This is a genomic window from Candidatus Uhrbacteria bacterium (assembly GCA_016187485.1).
GTDB lineage: Bacteria > Patescibacteriota > Patescibacteriia > UBA9934 > UBA10169 > JACPJO01.
In genome coordinates, this window is sequence record JACPJO010000005.1 from 149,608 (window position 1) to 167,487 (window position 17,880).

16 protein-coding genes and 1 pseudogene are annotated in these 17,880 nt (G+C 55.7%); 3 read left to right on the forward strand and 14 right to left on the reverse strand.

Translation table 11 applies throughout. The annotated features are described in order from the left end of the window. Nucleotides 1-156: 156 nt before the first annotated feature. Nucleotides 157-1,353, forward strand: coding sequence for a hypothetical protein (locus tag HYW18_03525; protein ID MBI2485189.1), 1,197 nt, complete (start codon nucleotides 157-159; stop codon nucleotides 1,351-1,353). Between the two features lie 173 nt (nucleotides 1,354-1,526). Here the strand turns inward: HYW18_03525 and HYW18_03530 are convergent, their stop codons facing one another. The 14 genes and pseudogenes from HYW18_03530 to mnmA form a co-directional block, all read right to left on the reverse strand. Next, a complete protein-coding gene (locus HYW18_03530; GenBank protein MBI2485190.1) occupies nucleotides 1,527-1,907 on the reverse strand; it encodes a hypothetical protein in 381 nt (126 codons plus the stop codon). 129 nt (nucleotides 1,908-2,036) lie between these two features. Then, nucleotides 2,037-2,612 (reverse strand): cob(I)yrinic acid a,c-diamide adenosyltransferase, encoded by a 576-nt coding sequence (locus HYW18_03535; protein MBI2485191.1) that lies wholly within the window; start codon nucleotides 2,610-2,612, stop codon nucleotides 2,037-2,039. Nucleotides 2,613-2,614: 2 nt separating this feature from the next. Then, nucleotides 2,615-5,761 carry a vitamin B12-dependent ribonucleotide reductase gene (locus HYW18_03540; GenBank protein ID MBI2485192.1) on the reverse strand — a complete coding sequence of 1,049 codons (3,147 nt, stop codon included), beginning with the start codon at nucleotides 5,759-5,761 and terminating at the stop codon, nucleotides 2,615-2,617. Between the two features lie 199 nt (nucleotides 5,762-5,960). Beyond that, nucleotides 5,961-6,548: a ribonuclease H-like domain-containing protein gene (locus HYW18_03545; protein MBI2485193.1), complete on the reverse strand. Its 588-nt coding sequence runs from the start codon at nucleotides 6,546-6,548 to the stop codon at nucleotides 5,961-5,963. A 25-nt stretch (nucleotides 6,549-6,573) separates the two neighbouring features. Continuing rightward, nucleotides 6,574-7,083, reverse strand: a complete 510-nt coding sequence (locus HYW18_03550) for a DoxX family protein (protein ID MBI2485194.1) — start codon at nucleotides 7,081-7,083, stop codon at nucleotides 6,574-6,576. A gap of 11 nt (nucleotides 7,084-7,094) precedes the next feature. After that, nucleotides 7,095-8,186, reverse strand: a complete 1,092-nt coding sequence (locus tag HYW18_03555) for a hypothetical protein (protein ID MBI2485195.1) — start codon at nucleotides 8,184-8,186, stop codon at nucleotides 7,095-7,097. Between the two features lie 15 nt (nucleotides 8,187-8,201). Beyond that, on the reverse strand, nucleotides 8,202-9,239 hold the full coding sequence (locus tag HYW18_03560; protein ID MBI2485196.1) for a hypothetical protein: 1,038 nt from the start codon (nucleotides 9,237-9,239) through the stop codon (nucleotides 8,202-8,204). Nucleotides 9,240-9,261: 22 nt separating this feature from the next. After that, entirely contained in the window at nucleotides 9,262-9,762 is a 501-nt protein-coding gene (locus tag HYW18_03565; GenBank protein MBI2485197.1) for a type II secretion system protein, read from the reverse strand. A 14-nt stretch (nucleotides 9,763-9,776) separates the two neighbouring features. Continuing rightward, nucleotides 9,777-10,169: a response regulator gene (locus HYW18_03570; protein MBI2485198.1), complete on the reverse strand. Its 393-nt coding sequence runs from the start codon at nucleotides 10,167-10,169 to the stop codon at nucleotides 9,777-9,779. After that, the gene (pilM, locus tag HYW18_03575; GenBank protein MBI2485199.1) at nucleotides 10,162-11,289 is read right to left on the reverse strand and encodes a pilus assembly protein PilM; all 1,128 of its coding nucleotides are present in this window, start codon (nucleotides 11,287-11,289) and stop codon (nucleotides 10,162-10,164) included. Before pilM ends, HYW18_03570 begins: the two co-directional genes overlap by 8 nt. 32 nt (nucleotides 11,290-11,321) lie before the next feature. Further along, nucleotides 11,322-11,735, reverse strand: coding sequence for a ribonuclease HI family protein (locus tag HYW18_03580; protein ID MBI2485200.1), 414 nt, complete (start codon nucleotides 11,733-11,735; stop codon nucleotides 11,322-11,324). Nucleotides 11,736-11,737: 2 nt separating this feature from the next. Then, entirely contained in the window at nucleotides 11,738-13,375 is a 1,638-nt protein-coding gene (recJ, locus tag HYW18_03585) for a single-stranded-DNA-specific exonuclease RecJ (GenBank protein MBI2485201.1), read from the reverse strand. A 202-nt stretch (nucleotides 13,376-13,577) separates the two neighbouring features. After that, nucleotides 13,578-15,237, reverse strand: a pseudogene (lepA, locus tag HYW18_03590) (elongation factor 4). Next, nucleotides 15,234-16,370, reverse strand: a complete 1,137-nt coding sequence (gene mnmA, locus HYW18_03595; protein ID MBI2485202.1) for a tRNA 2-thiouridine(34) synthase MnmA — start codon at nucleotides 16,368-16,370, stop codon at nucleotides 15,234-15,236. The pseudogene lepA and the gene mnmA overlap by 4 nt, the downstream one beginning before the upstream one ends. A 163-nt stretch (nucleotides 16,371-16,533) precedes the next feature. Here mnmA and HYW18_03600 point away from each other — a divergent pair, with 163 nt between their 5' ends. Further along, on the forward strand, nucleotides 16,534-16,722 hold the full coding sequence (locus HYW18_03600) for a hypothetical protein (GenBank protein ID MBI2485203.1): 189 nt from the start codon (nucleotides 16,534-16,536) through the stop codon (nucleotides 16,720-16,722). Between the two features lie 52 nt (nucleotides 16,723-16,774). Then, nucleotides 16,775-17,755, forward strand: a complete 981-nt coding sequence (locus HYW18_03605; protein MBI2485204.1) for a hypothetical protein — start codon at nucleotides 16,775-16,777, stop codon at nucleotides 17,753-17,755. Nucleotides 17,756-17,880: the final 125 nt, after the last annotated feature.

The following is a 17,880-nucleotide window of genomic DNA, read 5'->3' on the forward strand; positions in this document are numbered from 1 at the left end:
ATCACTAAGTGAGGATAAGTGGGATTGACAAAGTTGTACTCTAAAGTAAGCGGAAAAAGTCCCCAGCACTTAGTTTCCTCAATTTTCTCTCTTAGTGATCTCTAAGAGAGAAAGTGGGTTTAAGTATAGCATGTGAATTGACGGGGGAGGAATTTTATGGTAAGGAAAGCGGGCGCGATTAACCCCTGGAGGACCACCATGTTGCGCATCGCACAGATCCTTTCCATCATGTTCCTTGTCACGAACAACGCCAGCGCCGAGGAGTCGCACGAAACCGATGGCGGCAGGATCGTCGTCGAGGACGACGGCGTGGACACGGCCGCACCGGTCGAGCACGCGCTCGAGTCCTACAGCTTCTGCCTGGCGCAGGTCACCCTCGACCTGAACGCAAGCTACGACGCGTTCGAGATCGCGAGCAACAACGAGGCTCTGCGGATCCAGAAGTTCTACGACCTCTACCAGGCGCGCTGCGAGGGCACGGAGCACAGCCTGCCCGACCCCAACCTGACGGCCGCCGAGTGCCACGAGGCGCTCGAGTCCGTCATGGCGGCGCTCGCGGCCCACGAACGTACCAAGTACGAGTACAACCGGCTCATCGTGGAGTCCGGCCCCATGGGCCTCACCCGCGCCGAACACGTTGGCGCACCCGTGTTCGCAAGTCAGCAGTTGCCGCGTGAGGTCCCGCTCTCGGAGGTCACCTTCGGGAGCCCCGCAGCCACACCGGCCCCAACGTCCGAACCGTGGCCCCAAACGAGTCACCCCGAGATCATCACCTTCGGCGACGAGGGAATGACACTCTTCCGGCGCTACCTCTTTTCCTACCCCGAAGGAGTAGACATCAAGTTGACAGAGGAAGAGGCGGCGGCCTCAAACGCGCCTCTCGTCGCCGCTTGTGCGGCAGGCGCGGAGGGGTGGAGCACCCTCTTCGACCACCTCAAGGCGAACTACCGGATCCTCGACACCCTCTCCTCACGAGGGCCTCTCGCCATCCGGTTCAGCCTCCCTCCACGCTTGTCGCCAGATACCGCGGCCATCCTCATCATCGCGCAGGAGACGTTCGAGAACGAAGGCGGCAGCAAGGTCACGTCTCGCGGACGCTCCATTGCCTACTTCATGAAGGACTCCCGCGCCCCAGCCGGTTCCGCAGAGCGCCGTGTCTCCTGCGGCGCGCTCCTCGAGACTCTCACCGATGCCGAGATCGCGGTCTTCGTCCTCTCGTCCATGGCGGGTGTCGTGGCCCTTCAGCTAGGTCCGTACGATCCCATGGGATCGGCCGAGGATAACGCCTCCCACGAGCACATGGTGGAGCTCCTCGGCGGCCGCGAGCTCATCCGCTACCCCGTGGGCGACTAAGCCCCGTTCGTTCCTTCCTATCCTCCCGTAGCTCGCAAGAGCAAAAGAGGACTTATAGCGACCCCCCGTGGGTCGCTTTCGAATTGGCGGTACCAGGTACCGCTTGCGCGTTTGTAAACAGAAACCAGGCCTAGGGCCTGGCGTGAGAAGAGAGAAGATGGGGACGTTGCGCGCTAGATGACGTAGATGTTGAGGATCCACGTGTCGTAGGACTCGACCACCTCAAGTGCGATGTCCACGACGGCGACAAGCTGATCGTCGTTGCGGTGCTTCGCGTGAAGCTCCGGCTTGAACTGGCCCTCGTAGATGAAGAAGCGGCCATTGGCGGGTTCGAACGACCTGTCCCGGCCGACCACGCCGAGGTGAAGCGTCACGGGTGCGTCCAGCGCGATGCGCTTGCCGTCGGGCATCTGCGCACGAAGTCGCTCCGCCTCCTGGGTGGTAGGCGGGGCCGGAATGCCGTTCTGCACGATCGGCTCGAAGATGAGCCCCGTTCCCACGCCCTCCATAGTGAACGAGAGCAACGACTGGCCCGTAAGGCGGTGTTCCAACATGGCGTAGTTCCCCCAAGCAGCGTTCAACACGAACGCTCTTGCGCGGCAACTTTATGCGTCGGCGGTTGCTTTGTCAACCACTCCCTTCGCGAAGGGAGTGGTCAATCCCTCTCCTCGCGAAAGGAGGCATCAGTAATCTATACCTTCCCGCGCAGGAACACCCGAATAAAAATAATGCTTCTCAAGCCCCATGACCGATACTAAGTGCCCAGCATCGCGGAAAGAGGCGGGGGCGTTTCGGCCGGTTAAAATAAGTTCAAGGCGTTCTGGCTTCTTTTTGATGGCCGTGAGCACCTCGTTTTCGTCGAGCATTCCGAGCGCGACCGTAGAATTAATCTCGTCGGCGACCGCAAGATCATACCCATCGCTTTTTATCCACTCCCAAAGCCGAGTAAGACCTCTGCGTGCCTCTTGTCGGTCCTCCTCGGTGATAGAGAAATCAAACCGGCCCGTTACCGGATCAATGCGATCACGTCCTGTAGCATACCAATCAATCCCCAGACGGCCGAGAAGAGAGCGCTCACTGTAGTGCTCACCCCCCTTGTCGAAATACACGACGGCCACTTTTTTACCGGCCCCCGCGGCCCGCACCATCGTGCCAAGCGCCGCTGTCGTCTTCCCCTTCCCATCCCCCGTAAATACGGAAACAAGGCCGAATCCCTGTCGGCCTCTTATCCGTTCGTCGAGTAAAGGCTTTTGACTCATGATCAACTGCAACCACTGGTGCTCCCGCAATTCAGACACTTGTAGCACGCGGCGTTGCGCACCATGATGGCTCCACAGGTGCCGCAGGCAGGCGCATCTTCGGAATTGCTGAATGTCGCCGTGAGCGTTTCTGTACCCGCTTGTGGTTTTGCAAACAGCGTCGGTTGAGCCTTCCCCTCTTCTCGCGCAGGCTCAAGGACCACCGGTGCCTCGGTCGGCTCGATTTCCGTCGCCCCGTTCGTTTCAATCACATGCACACCCAGATCGCGTGCCTCCTCTGGCTTCAAAAACTTCAGCGCCAACCAACGGAAGAGGTAGTCCAAGATAGATTTCGCCATGCGGATTTCCGGATGCGTCGTGAAACCAGACGGCTCAAAGCGCATATGGACGAACTTGCGCGAGAGTACCGCAAGCGGCACGCCGTATTGCAGCCCAATGGAAACCGCGGTCGAGAAACTATCCATAAGTCCGCGCATCGTGGAGCCTTGTTTGCTCATTGTGACAAAAATCTCACCGGGCGTGCCGTCATCGTACAACCCCACTGTGATGTATCCCTCATGGCCCGCGACGGAAAACTTATGTGTGAGAGACTTGCGTTCGTCGGGCAACCGGCGGCGGCGCGGCACATTCACTTCCACCACTTTCGTCTCCACCTGTGTCTCCCGACGCTTCTTTTCCTGATCCGCATCCGCACTTGTCGTAAGCGGCTGTTGGCGCTTGCACCCATCGCGATAGATGGCAATCGCCTTCAGCCCAAGCCGCCAGCCCTCTTTGTACACATGTTCTATATCCTCGACCGTCGTGTCGCTTGGCATGTTGACTGTCTTGGAAATGGCGCCCGAAATAAACGGCTGGACAGCGGCCATCATATGCACGTGCCCCATATAGTTGATGGAGCGCGTGCCTTTTGCCGGTTTGAAGGCGCAGTCAAAAACTGACAGATGCTCTTCTTTCATGTGCGGCGCCCCCTCAATCGTGTCGTTCGTATCAATATAGGCAAGGATTTCGTCTGATTCCTTTTTTGAATACCCAAGCCACGCCAGCGCTTCTGGAACCGTCTTGTTCACCATCTTCATCATCCCTCCACCCACGAGCCACTTGTATTTCACCAGAGCGATGTCCGGCTCAATGCCTGTTGTATCGCAATCCATCAAGAACGCAATGGTGCCGGTTGGGGCGATTACAGAGATCTGTGCATTGCGCAGACCAAACTTCGTCGCGTGCTCCACCACATGATCCCACGCCTTCTTCGCCTCTTCGCACATCACGTTTGGCACGCCATTGCAGGAAAGTTTGTATGCAGCAGCACGATGCATCTTCATGACACCGAGCGCTGGTTCCTCATTCTTTTTGTACCCAGCAAACGGGCCGATCTTCTCAGCAATCTTTGCTGATTGGAAATAACAGTGCCCGCTTTGCAAGGATGTAATCGCCGCCGCAAAATTCCGCCCCTCGTCGGAGTCATACGCCAGCCCGCGGCTCATAAGCAGCGCACCTAAATTCGCGTACCCGATTCCAAGCGGGCGATAATCAAAGGAGTTTTGTTCAATGGCCGGTGTCGGGTAGCTCGAGAAGCCCACGGCAATTTCCATTGCGGTAATAATAACTTCGTTGGCCTTCTTGAATGCCTCCGCATCAAACTCCATAATTCCGTCCACCTCTTTGCGGAACTTCATGAGGTTGAGCGAGGCGAGATTGCACGCCGTGTCGTCCAAGAACATGTACTCCGAACACGGATTGGATGCATTAATGCGATCCGTGTTTTTGGAGGTATGCCATGCATTGACCGTGGTGTCGTATTGCACGCCCGGGTCTCCGCAGTCCCATGCCGCTTGAGCCATCTTGCGCAAAAGCTCGCGTGCGCCATAACGCACCGAAGGCTTCCCGGTTGTCACTTCGTGCGTCACCCATTCACCGCCAGATTCCGCCGCCTGCATAAACTCATCTGTGACACGCACCGAGTTGTTGGCATTCTGAAAGAAGATAGAACCGTAGGCGTCGCCATCGAGAGAGGCGTCGTATCCGGCGTCCACAAGCGCCCATGCTTTTTTCTCCTCCTTCGCTTTACATTCAATGAATTCTTCAATGTCTGGGTGATCTACATTCAGAATAACCATTTTGGCCGCGCGCCGCGTTTTGCCGCCCGACTTGATGACACCCGCAAACGCATCAAGCCCCTTCATAAACGACACAGGCCCTGACGACTTTCCGTTCGAACCGTTCAAATACTCTTTACTCGAACGAAGTTTGGACAAATTTGATCCGGTGCCCGACCCTCCTTTAAATAGCATCCCCTCCGTCATAGCAAGCCCCAGAATAGAGCGCATGTCGTCCTGTACGGAGTTAATAAAACAGGCGGAACACTGCGGCTGCGGCGCAATCCCTACATTAAACCAGACAGGAGAGTTGAACGCCGCCATCTGATTGATCAGGATATACGTGAGCTCCGCTTGAAAAATGTCTGCGTCTCTCGCTGTCTGGAAATACCCGCCGCTCCGGCCCCAACCCGCCATGGTATCCGCCACGCGACTGATAAGCTGGCGAGCGCTGTTCTCCCGCTCCGGAGCTCCTACTTTGCCGCGAAAATATTTAGAAACAACAATATTTATAGCTGTCTGTGTCCAAAAATCTGGCACTTCCACTTCTTTTTGCTCAAAAACGACATTTCCTTTGTGATCCGTGATGACCGCATCGCGCTTAACCCACGTAATCATGTCGTAGGGATGGACGCCCTCTTTAGTGAAGTACCGCTCGAAGGTAAGGCCATTACCATACACGTCTACAATGGACTTTGCCGCAAGCAGGCGTTGGCGCATGCCGGCATACTTCTTTGCGACATGAATGAGATTTCGATCAATAAGGGTTGCCAGGACAACTTCCCGGATGTCCGCCGTGGTGGGAACTGTATGTCCATCGTATGTGTGCACGAGTCTTGAAATCACCCACCCCGCCACCTCCACGGCCGCGCCCTCCTTTATACCTGCCTCGGCAAACGCTTTCCCAAGAGACCTCTCAAGTTTCTCGCCAGAAAACATTTCTTCTGTCCCATCACGCTTTTTTACGGCCTTAAGCGACGTAACATAATCCCAAACAGCTTTGGAGACATCGCTGGTTTGAGGCGCTTGAGTTAGCGTGGGAGCGTTTGGCATACACAGGGGGAAGAACGAGGGTGAATAATGAGTGGAACGCGGACGTTTTTTGGAGAAAAAAAGTCAGAATGGGGATCATTCTGTCTTCTACAATGCTGTTAGGGCCATTGGCTTTCCCCCACTACATCTTGTGTTCCACAGACCTATAGTACCACAATAGGTTGTGTTTTGTCTCAAGCCGGTTATCCACAGCCGGATTCTAAAATCCCATGGTCAAGTTAAGTGCAGGCGTTCCAGCCCTCTCGAAGCTAAACTGTACCGGAATCCCTTTGCGAACGCCGGTCCTATCAACAAAAGCAAGGGCTCCGTGGCGCAAACCATACTCGTATATTCCCTTCGTAACACGAACATCTTGCAGGCAGTATGATTTGATTTCGTCTACCTTCCCATCTTTCCACCACTCCACCGCTTGTCCGCCGTATCCAGACTTCCCCTCCCCGATGGTGGCCATCGCCACATCCTGTAATTTCAGCCGATACCCAAGCGCATGCTCGATCTCCGCGAGCATATCAAGCGTGGGAAACTTCCGGAAGTCCCCCGTATAGTAGTTATTCATAACAAGGTAGTCGAAGCCAATGGTGTTGTAGCCGATCAACCGATCGGCGCGCTCAAGACGCGGCCAGAGTTCAGCAAACTCCCGCTCCTCGAATGCACGGTATTCATCCGTATCGTAAAAGTAACACCCAATCACCGAGATTTTCAGCTGGGAATGGTCGTTTGACCCTATATCCGTAAACCAGTTTTGTGTCTCTATGTCGAGAACAACCTCGCGACCAGTGGGTGACATACATCTTGGGTGTTTTAAGCAGTTCCTATTCGAACCAACGTGTATAAATCGTTTCCGCGACGATATATGCCTCGTGTTTTTCATCCGGGCAGTGGCAGAGCAAGCGCTTCGCAATGGCCCGGTCCACGCTGAAACGCCCGGCGCCGGAAATCAGGAACATGCCCGCGACGGCAAACAGGAGAAGTTCAAAGGACAAGCCGATCTCTTCAAACCCAAGCGGAAGCCGCTCAATGGTGATGGATACAATCATCTCAATGACCAGAAGGAAGCCAGCAAGACGGGTAAGAAATCCGGGAATCATCAGCACTCCGCCAACGAATTCGATAACGGCAAATCCAAGAACGATGCCGTAAGCCGTTTCGCTTGGGAGGTCAGCCAGAAACGTTCCCGAGGCTTGGCGCACGGCGATAAGCCGGCTTGCTCCATGAACCAATAGAAGGGACCCAAAAACGATGCGCAACGGGATAAACCCCCAAACGGGACGGGTTTTAAAGAGCGTCATAAGAACATGAAGCCGACGCTCAGAAATCACCATAGCGCGAGCGATTATACCAAAGCGACATGGCCACGGCCAGCGTCCACTTCCAATTTATCCCCATCGTGAACATGCTCCAAAAGCCCCCGTATCCCCACGACCGCCGGAAGCCCAAGTTCGCGGCAAACAATAGCCGCGTGCGATAGGATTCCTCCCTTTTCCGTCAAGACCGCAGATGCTTTTTGCATAAGTGGCAGGAATCGTACATCTGTGTTTTGCGTCACAAGGATGTCCCCCTCCTCCATGCGTGTTTGCTCGATGGCCTCTGGCGCAATAACCCTCGCCCGCCCGACAATATGGCCCGCAGATCCGCATTGACCAGAAAGCGTGCCGAGCGTCTCCTCGACAACAGGAGCAACAGGCACAAGCATTTCGTGTAAAAGACGATTGTAATCAATAAATATGAGCCGGCCGGGCCAAAGAAGTGTCTCAAAATACCCAAGCATGTGCCCGGAAGGAGAAAACTCCGCAGAAAGTTCCCTTCGGAGCGACTCCTGTATCTCTCGGTCATCCACAAGAAGGCTTGCCAATATATTTTTGACATGAGTTTCTACGTTCGCATCTCGCGAACTCCAACGATATGTCCCCTCAGGACTCACCTGAAACGTCCATGAACCGCCGGTGACATCTCCTTGTGTGAGCTGATGGTGAAGGCCTGTCACCACATGACCGAAAATTCCATCGTTGCGTACAACAAAAATTGTAGAATATTCCGCCACGTCATTGTGTTCCACCACCTCCACATTATAAAGTGCGGGGTCGATTTTTTGCTCATAGAGCCAGGAAAGCGAGGCCTCAAGCGTGCGGCCGCGCGTGCGAAGTTTTGGAAGGGCGGGGTCTTTCGGCACAAGCCGGAGAGCACACAAATCCTTCGCGTGCTCTTTAAAAAATGTCTCCGTAGCTGGCGCACGGGAAAAAACCTCCACCGCCGAAAACGTCCAGACGTGATCGTAATCAAGACCAATAATGCGTGAAAGGGCGGCGAGCCGATCGCGCTTCTTCACATCTTCTTCCTGCATGTCCGTCTTAGAGGGGTGGTGAAATTGGCCAAACCACTCGGTAAGCGACGGTTGAAACGAGGAGACCACGGAATTCTCTGCCATAGTTCCCTAAGAGTATCACGTCCACGAGACGTGAACCATGTGCTCCACAAACGTGACTTCAAGGTGTTTTTTCCGCCTTGTTTCAACGTCTTCCACGCTGGGAGTTGATGCAGGATCGTGGATAAGAGCTGAGAGCTCCACTGGGCGCAAGTGCCACAGGAGATGCTCGGGAAACTTTGTGCGTTTGGCAATTTCTTTGCCGATGCTTTCTTGAAATTCCTCAAGCTCCACCCAAAGCTCGCGCCCGCGCAAACGCCAGGTAGCAGACTCCTGAAGTGCCCGGATGGCGTCCCGATCAACGGCCTGAAGACCCGTGTTGTCCATGAATCCCTCCACACGGCGCGAAACACCAACTCTCCCGCGTGTTTCTCGCAGGGAAACATCTTTCGGCTCTCCCTCAAGCTGAGCAGCACGCGCCATAAAATCTTTAAATGCAAAAGGGCGCCCCAAAGGAGAAAGCCGCCCAAGCGCGCCATACTCCTTCAAATAGCGAGAGATTTTTGAACGCGACGCACGATCAAGCGAGTGTGTACGCGCAAACGCTGCCATGTCCAAAAACGCTCGTCGCTCGCGCATAACTGCCGTCTCCTGTTTTGGATACGCAAAAAGGGCAAGCCATTGGGCGTGGTCCGTCGGGGAGACACCTACATGCGTGAGCATGCTCCGGACACGCTCTTCGGTAATATGGAAAAGTAATTCCCCAACGCATACCGGCACGGCAAGCGCTCCATATATATCGCAGAGTTCGTGGACCAGAATCTCCGTAGAACCGACGGTCTGCGCACTTTTAATGCGCTTGGCCACGCGCGCTTGGGTGTGTTTGAGGTACTGCATAATCCAAGCCGGCGCCTGGGCCGCCAAACGATACCGCAGAAGACTCGCCCAGTGCTCCGTAACAAACCACGCCTCGTCTCTATATTGCACAAGGGCGGGAGCAGGAGCCAAACCGCTCGCGCGCGCAAAAGACCCGGGATCCACCAGCGCCGTACCAAAACACTCCACACCATAAAGCGGGAGCGTGCGTTCGTAGAGTTTTTCCGGGCGCTCAATCATGGTCCTCCTTTTTGCATCGTGTTTATTCCGGACAAGCTCCGGAGCGAATTCCCACTTCGGGTATCAAGCAGTTCGGCCCTTCAGAAATGTTTGCCTCGGCAAACCCATGTTCGAGTTCAAACCCTACACGGTAGCTGGCTCCCCCTTCCTTTGCCGTGTAGCAATATCCCGCCGCGGGCGGCACGCCACAACGAACAGCCGAGGAAATGCCTGCGGTGTACTCCCGAGAAACACGTGAAAGAAACACGCGAGAAGCCCCTTGGCACGAGGCAGAAAAACCGGCGGAGGAAAGGCATGCGCTCTTCCCCTCCTCCCCAAGCCACAGGCCCTCCCCGGTAGGATACTGGTTGAATTCCTTATAGTAATCCTCAAGTGCACTTTGAAGCTGGCGCATGTCGGAGAGGCGGCGCGCATCACGCATCTTACTTCGCGCGGCGCTCACCCCAAGCGCGGATGCGGCACCGAGGATGGCAATGATAGACACGACGATCAGCACCTCAAGTAACGTGAATCCGCGTTTCATATAGATAAAGTGTATCACGCAAGACGTCCGCCAACAATTTTTTTCACCTTGCGGACCGTCTCGATGGGAACAAAGTGTCCTTTCAAGAGATACTCCGTGGCACCGGCGGAAAACGCGCGCCCAATAACCGTTCGATCCGCAAGATCGGTAAGAACAATGATAGGCACGGCAAAACTTTTTGGTTCCTCACGAACTTCACGGATGAAAGCAAGACCGGCATCACGATCTTGCGCGAGCTCAAGCAGAATCGCGCGCGGCGTTTTCCGCCGCAGAATTTTGCGCGCAACAGCAAGTGACTCGGCCACCTCTACCCCCAACCGCTCTTGCGCAAACTTGCTGGCGTAGATGCCGGCAAAAAAGGGGTCAGGCTCGATCATGAGAATGCTTTTTGTCCGCACACTATTCATTCTCCCGCATGGCTAGCCCTACGGCGATAGCGAGCGACGGCCCTACGGTTTCGAGCAAAAGACGAACATCTTCTGGCACCGCCACGCGCGCCCACGGATCGCCCACATACGCATTCACGCCAAGCGCGTCAACAAAAAATCTCGCGATTCCTGGCAAATGTGCCGAACCGCCTGTAAGGATCAGCTTCTCCACGCGTTTGCTGTCGGAAAATTCCTGGCGCTTGTACTGCTCAAACACGTACCGTACTTCGTTCACCAACTCCCCAAAAACTTGCTTCACCAGGTCAGGAACCGTAGGGGCCAGCGGGCTCATGGCCAAGTCAAATTTCATTTGTGCAGCCTCACTCTCGGAAACACTGAGCATTTTGGCAAGCGCCCCGGTAAATGCGTTCCCGCCTATCTGCACGCTGCGCGTGAAAAACGGAATGCCTTTTTCTACAACCGTGAGATTCGTGCGCACAGCCCCCATGTCTACAAGAAGCACGGTTGAACGGTCTTTTCCGATGAGGGAGCGGATGAGGCCAAACGATTCAAGGTCGAGCGCCGTGAGTTCCAGCTTGGCAGCGCGAAAAATTTCCACATAGCGCGAGACAAGAGATTTCGGAGCAGCACTCAGCAGCACACGCACGTTTTTCTGTTCCTCTGGCTTGCTTGTCGCCAGCTCCTGATTGCCCGTCTCCTCAACCTTTTTAACTTTTCCCACCTCTTTCTTCAACACGCTTTCCTTTTTGACCGGGTCAATAAACGTCCACGACAGAACCATCTCCTCAAGAGGAAGCGGGACGAGCTTGCGCGCTTGCACTTCTAAAATAGGCTTGGCGGCTTCTTGGGTCTTTGGAGAAGGTATGGCAATGACTGCCGTAAAAACCTGCGAGAGCGGCAGGGCCGCAACGGCACGGCGTCCCATAGCGCCAGATGCACCCCACACGTCCGCAAGCAACTTCCCCGCTGCCGCGGGGTCCTCAAGAAGCGGCACCGCATTTGCGTCGCGCTCCGTGTACCCATACGTCAAAAGCCGCGCGCGCCCTCCCTCGTTGGAAAGTTCAACCAATTTCACGCCAGAAGCCCCCACGTCCACACCAAGTAAAGAGGCGATTTTTTTCTTTCCAAATCCAAACATAATAGGAAAAGTATAACACAAAATGCCCGGGCTTATGTGTGCGCATCAAGCACCTTGTTCACAAGAGCGTCTGCCTCCTTGTTCATGTGCCGACGGACATGTTTGAATCGTACGCGCGTAAATTGCCCGCGCAAACGGTAGATTTCCATAAACCGTTTAGCAATTTCCGCATCCTTCACACGGTATTCCCCGTTCAACTGACGGCTCGCCAATTCGGAGTCCATAAACACTTCGACATGCTTGGCACCAAGTTCCGCCGCTTTTTTCAATCCCAAAACGATTGCCGTGTATTCGGCCTGATTGTTCGTTGTCGTGCCAAGATAGGCGCTCGCGGTGGCAATCACCTCCCCCTCAGAACCATCCTTGAGGGACTTAAGTACGGCAGCCGACGCCGATGGTCCGGGGTTCCCTCGCGATCCCCCGTCCGTATAAATGCGGACGTCCATAATCATGCATGTCGCCAATCAATAAGAGAACACTGTACATCCTTCCGACCATTCCATTCATTCCATCCCACCTCGCAAACTGCGTCTATGGTACTCCCAAGCGCCATCTCCTCCAAGAGGTATCCGAACCCAAACGCGATGCATGTTTGCCGGTGTCCCGCATCGTCAGAGAGTATGAGCCGCGCGTGTTTCCCGCCCTGTCCCACGGGAAAAAGTCCCGCGATCTTCACGCGGGAGAGGAGAAATAGTGGGCGTGGATTCCCCTCCCCATGCGGCTCAAGCTTTAGAAAATCTTCCACAAGGCCAGGGGAGAGATCCGCAAGAGCAAGCGATGTGTCAATAAAAATCTCCGGCTCTAAAATGACACCGTTAAATGTTTTGCGCGCATGTTCATGAAGCGTCGAACGCACCGTGTGAAAATGATCCTCTCCCTCTACGGTAAATCCGCACGCCTGCGGATGGCCACCGTATTTTACAAAATGCGGCTCCGCGGCATGCATGGCGGCAACCAAGTCGTATCCGCGCACCGATCGGCCGGAACCGACAAACCGCTCACCGTGCTTGCCCGCCACCATGACAGGCCGGCCAAGTTCCGTCTGGAGTTTTCCTGCGACAAGCCCCACGAGTCCCAAGTGCCACCCCTCCCCCCACACAAAAATGAGAGACTCGTCATCTTGCTTTCTGGCTTGTTCAAGCGCTACGGCATAGAGCGCGTCGCTCTCTTTCTGGCGAGTTTTATTGCAGGCATCAAGTTCCACCGCAAGCGCAGCGGAAAGCATATCGTCTTCCTCCACCAATACGCGGTGGGAAAGTTCCGCGTGCTTCATTCTTCCCGCCGCATTCAACCGTGGACCAACACGAAATCCAATGTGTGTCGTAGTAAGACGCTCATGAAGAGAGCCGGAGAGTTTCAAGAGGTGCCGAAGTCCTGTACGCCGCGTCTTCTCAAGTACACGAAGTCCAAAATATTCGAGCGCGCGATTCTCGCCCACAAGCGGCATCACATCCGTCACCGTAGCGATCGCCACAAGATCGAGCAACCACTTTTCGCTTCCCTCCCTTACCGGTAGCCCACGTCGCCGTGCTTCATCGTAGAGCGCAAACGCGAGTTTGCTCGCTACCCCTGTGCCGCAGAGTTTTTTGTTGGGATACGTTTCTCCAGGTACAAGTGGGTGAAGCAGAACGGCATCGGGCACATCACGCGCGAGTGCATGGTGATCGCACACAATCACCTCTCCGCCCCCCTCTCGAAAAAGAGCAATGGGCTCACGATTCGCAATGCCACAATCCACAGTGATAAGAAGAGTGGCCCCTTCAGCGAGAAATTGGCGGACATTTTTTTCATTCACACCATACCCATCGCGCTCACGCTCCGGCAGAAAAACCTTCACGTGCGCGTGTGATGACAATAACCGAACGACCACCATGATCGCCTCATAAAGCAGCGAGGCGCCACACACCCCATCTGCGTCATAGTCACCGTGGATGACGATATGACGGTCCTCCTCGAGCGCACGGAAAACATGGGCCACCGCCTCAGGCATCTGCAAAAATAGAGACGGCGAATACACATCACGCTCATACGACGGTTCTACAAACGACGCAGCCTCCAGGGCTGTGCGTATCCCACGATTCCACAAGAGCTGATGACACCCTCAGTAAAGCCAAGTGCTTCCCTCTCTTCCTTCCCTATTTCGTCGGCGATGGTCCAATGTTTTTGATGTGATTTTCTTTGCATGTGAAGTACTGGGGCATGTCGCAAGGCCGGGGTCCCCATAACCCCACAGCGAGTCGGCGAGCGAGGAGGATGGGGTGGCCGTAGCGGTTACATGCCCAAAAGCATTATCGTTTGAGCACGGCAAGGTAAGCCGACGAGGGAATATCCACACTCCCGCGCCCCATCGCCATCATTTTCTTTTTCCCCTTCTTCTGTTTCTCCAAGAGTTTTCGTTTACGCGTCACGTCCCCGCCGTACAGATACCTTTTCGACAACGGATTTGCCGATGCGATACGCGTCCTTCTCGAAAACAAGAAACGCCAACGCCTCGACCGGCTCCTCGGCCACCAAAATATCCACACGCGCAATCTCGGCCTCGCGATATTCAAGCCAGTCATAGTTGAGTGAGGCATAGCCGGATGTGATGCTTTTGAGCGTGTCGTAAAAGTCAATCACGATGGACGCAAGCGGCATCTCGTAGTGAATGAGCGCGCGCGTCGCATCAAGATATTCTGTTGTTTTGTACACCCCACGCTTGTCCGTGCAAAGTGCCATCACTCCACCGATAAACTCTGCTGGCGTCACCACATCCACGCGCACCCACGGCTCCTCCGTTTTCATGATATGTGATTGGTCGGGCATCTCAAGGGGACCATGCACGTCTATCACTTCCCCCTTCATGCTAAAAACACGGTAGCTCACCGATGGCACGGTCATGATGACTTCAAGTTGGCACTCGCGGCGCAAACGTTCCTGCACAATCTCCATATGTAACATCCCTAAAAATCCACAGCGGTATCCATGTCCCAGCGCCGGCGAATATTCTGGCTCGTATGCAAGCGCGGCGTCCGACAAGGAAAGCTTCAGCATGGCTTCACGAAGCTCCTCGTATGTGTGCCCTTCGTGCGGAAAAACGCCCGCATACACCATTGGCTTCACCACTTTGTACCCGGGAAGCGCCGGTGCCGAACCGTGTTCACGCACTATTGTGTCTCCCACACGACACCCCTCAATACTTTTGAGACCCGTGGCAACGTAGCCGATCTCGCCCGCCGCAAGGGAAGCATTCGGTGCATACGCAGGTGTGAGCGCTCCCGCCTCCATGACCTCAAACGTGACGCCAGATGCCGACATGCGCAAACGCTCGTGCGGGCGCACAGCACCATCCACGACACGCACGTACGCCACGACACCTTTGTAGTCGTCATACTTGGAATCAAAGATGAGAGCACGAAGTCCTCCTGCTGTTTGGCTTGCGGGAGGTGGAATGCGCGCAATGACTTCATCGAGAAGTTTCGCCACGCCTTCCCCGGTTTTCCCCGACACCAGCAAAATATCTTCCTCCCTGCAGCCAAGAAGTTTCACCAACTCCGCGCGGCGGCGAGGCACGTCCGCAGCGGGCAAGTCAATTTTATTGAGAACGGGAACAATGGTGAGATTTTGTTCCATTGCCAAATAGAGGTTTGCGATGGTTTGCGCTTGCACGCCTTGCGTTGCATCCACCAAGAGCACCGCGCCTTCAACAGCAGCAAGTGAGCGGGACACCTCATACGTAAAGTCCACGTGGCCAGGCGTATCAATCAAGTTGAGTTCCACGTCCTTGTAGTGCATGCGCACGGGCGTCAATTTGATGGTAATGCCCTTCTCTCGTTCCAAGTCCATCGAATCCAAAAGTTGCTCCTTCATTTTACGCTTCTCCACCGTGCCGGTAATCTCAAGCATCCGGTCCGACAGCGTGGACTTGCCGTGGTCAATGTGCGCAATAATGCAAAAGTTGCGAATCATGTCGAGATTATACCACCTCCTAAAACGGTGCCGTCTTCTGTGTAAAACACGATGGATTGGCCAGGAGTAATGGCACGAATAGGATTCTCGAACTGAACGCTACTGGGGTCAGACCCCGTACGGGGTCTGACCCCGGCCCCGCTCACATGACACGGCTCGAGCGGTTGGCGATACCTCACTCTCGCGAAGCACGAGAAGGGGGTCAGACCCCGTACGGGGTCTGACCCCCTCGGCGTAAGCCAATTACATTGCCCCGCGGTAAGTTCTCTCGAGTATAACTCTGGATCCACCTCACTCCCGACCACAAGCGTATTCGTTACTGTCTCTTTTCGTACAACATACCACGGCGTGCCACCGCCCACGGAGCCGATGCCTTCGCGCTGACCAATCGTATAAAACGCCAACCCTTCGTGCTCTCCCACCACACGCCCGTCCGTTGACTTGATGAGTCCAGGCGAGAGCTTGATGCGCTCTTTCAAAAATTCTTTAATATCCACTTCACCTACGAAGCAAATCCCCATGCTATCTTTTTTTTCTGCAACAGATAGACGGTGCTTGCGCGCAATCTCACGCACTTCGGATTTCAATAAGTCACCGACGGGAAACATCACACGCGGCAAAACCTCCTTCGGCATCGCCCACAGAAAATAGGTTTGATCTTTACTCTGATCTCTCGCAGCCTTCAGAAAAGGGGTCTGGCCCCGTACGGGGTCAGACCCCTTTTCTACTCTCGCATAATGCCCCGTCGCCACAAACGCACACCCGAGTCTGTCCGCCTCACGCACAAACAAATCAAACTTCACAAATTTGTTGCAGAGCACATCTGGGTTAGGTGTCCGTCCTGCTTCATACTCGTTAAACAGGTTCTCGACAACCTTCTCGCGATACTCCTTTTCAAAATCGAGCGTGACAAACTCGATCCCAAGTTGTGCCGCCACGCGCATGGCATCACGTCTCTCGCTGCGCCAATCGCATTCGACAAACTCTTGTGTACCGTTGCACGTGCGCGTGCTCCCGCTCCAATTTTTCATGAACGCGCCAATCACTTCGTATCCCTGTTCCAACAACAAAACCGCGGACACAGATGAGTCAACGCCGCCGGACATGCCAAGCAAAACTCTCTGTTTTGGCATAAGGGCCACATCATACCCCTACAAGCTACCGGCTACAAGACACATCCTTCGCTAAATCTAGCTTAATTCCTTGACAAAATCGCCAAAATATGATAAATTTCCCTGTTTCGTCCTTTCCCGATCCTGGCATGGTGCCGGGATCACAACTCGTGGAGGCAGAGGTATGCGGAAGCAGGTTTTTCCCAATGGCGATTGCTTTGTCCTCTCGGACACGGCGATCATGCTGGTCGAGTTGAACGACCCCGATCCGCCGGAGCCCCTGTGCTACGGCGACCTGGTCGTGTACTCGATCTGCGGCTTCTTGCTGGGCAGCGGCTTCGCGGCCGTGATCTTCGCCCACCTGGTCGCCTGAGCAACACCACTAACCCGGCCGCGTTGGCCGGACATGCGGAGGAATGCGAGAGATGTTGAACGCCAACTTCCCCAACCCCGACATCGGTGACGACAACACGATCGAGCGCCGCTCGATCCTCGGGGACACCCGGTTCGGGCTCCGGGCGCGGAACAACGCCGAGCGCGTGCGCCACAACCGGCGCCGGCAGCGGAGCCGCGGGTGCTACGTCCCGAAGTTCACGCACGGCAAGCGCGACGTGAAAGACTGCCTGGTCGAGGCGCAGAACTTCGCGCCGATCCAGGCCTACGACAGCACCGACAACGGCGAGGACGTGGTCATCACCGCGATCAGCAACGGGATCGAGGACATGGACGAGGGCGAGGCCGTGCTCATGGCGTGGGCCAACGCGTTCGAGGAGGACCTCGACGCCCAGCTCGCCTACTACGACGAGCTGGAGGCCGAGTTCGCCGAGCCCGAGGAGCCCGACTACCGGGCCGAAGGTGCCCTCTACGAAAACGACCGGTACGAGGAGCTCGAGCTTGCGGAGCCGCCGCGCATCCCGCCCCACCAGAGCTACCCGCCCAAGCGCCACGTGGTGGACCGCCTCTGGGTCCTCCTCGGGTTCAAGAACCTGGAGGACGCAGAGTTCATGGTGCGCCGTGCCGAGTGGCAGTGCGTGGATGCGAAGAGCCCGGAGGAGCTCGAGCTGAAGCGCCTGGCGCTTCAGGTGGCCGAGACCACCCGTGACGAGCGGCGGGAGTCCCTCCTCCACCGCTTCGGTCGCACGATCATGGCCCCGATCCGACGCGAGCACACGCCGTGCCGCCAGAGCCCCTGGAAGGACCGCAAGGCCCCCCGCCAGTGGGCCAGGCACCAGCCGCGGCACCGCTCCACCATCCCGCCCATCGAGGTGATCAACACCCGCGCGGCGTGGATCGAGGAGCAGGAGGCAGTCGTGGAGATCATCATCCGCGCCATGTTCGTGGACGAGCCGGATGTGCTCCCCCGGGGCACGCCGATCGAACTCGCCCTCGAACTCGCCGCCGCCTAGCGCCGCCGTCCCTTTCAGTTCCTTTCTCTCGGGGACCCAATCGTCCCCATTCCCCCCGTCCGGATGATAAAATACATTCGTCCTGACAGGTGGAGTAGTAGGTCCTTCACTTAACACGCGTAACG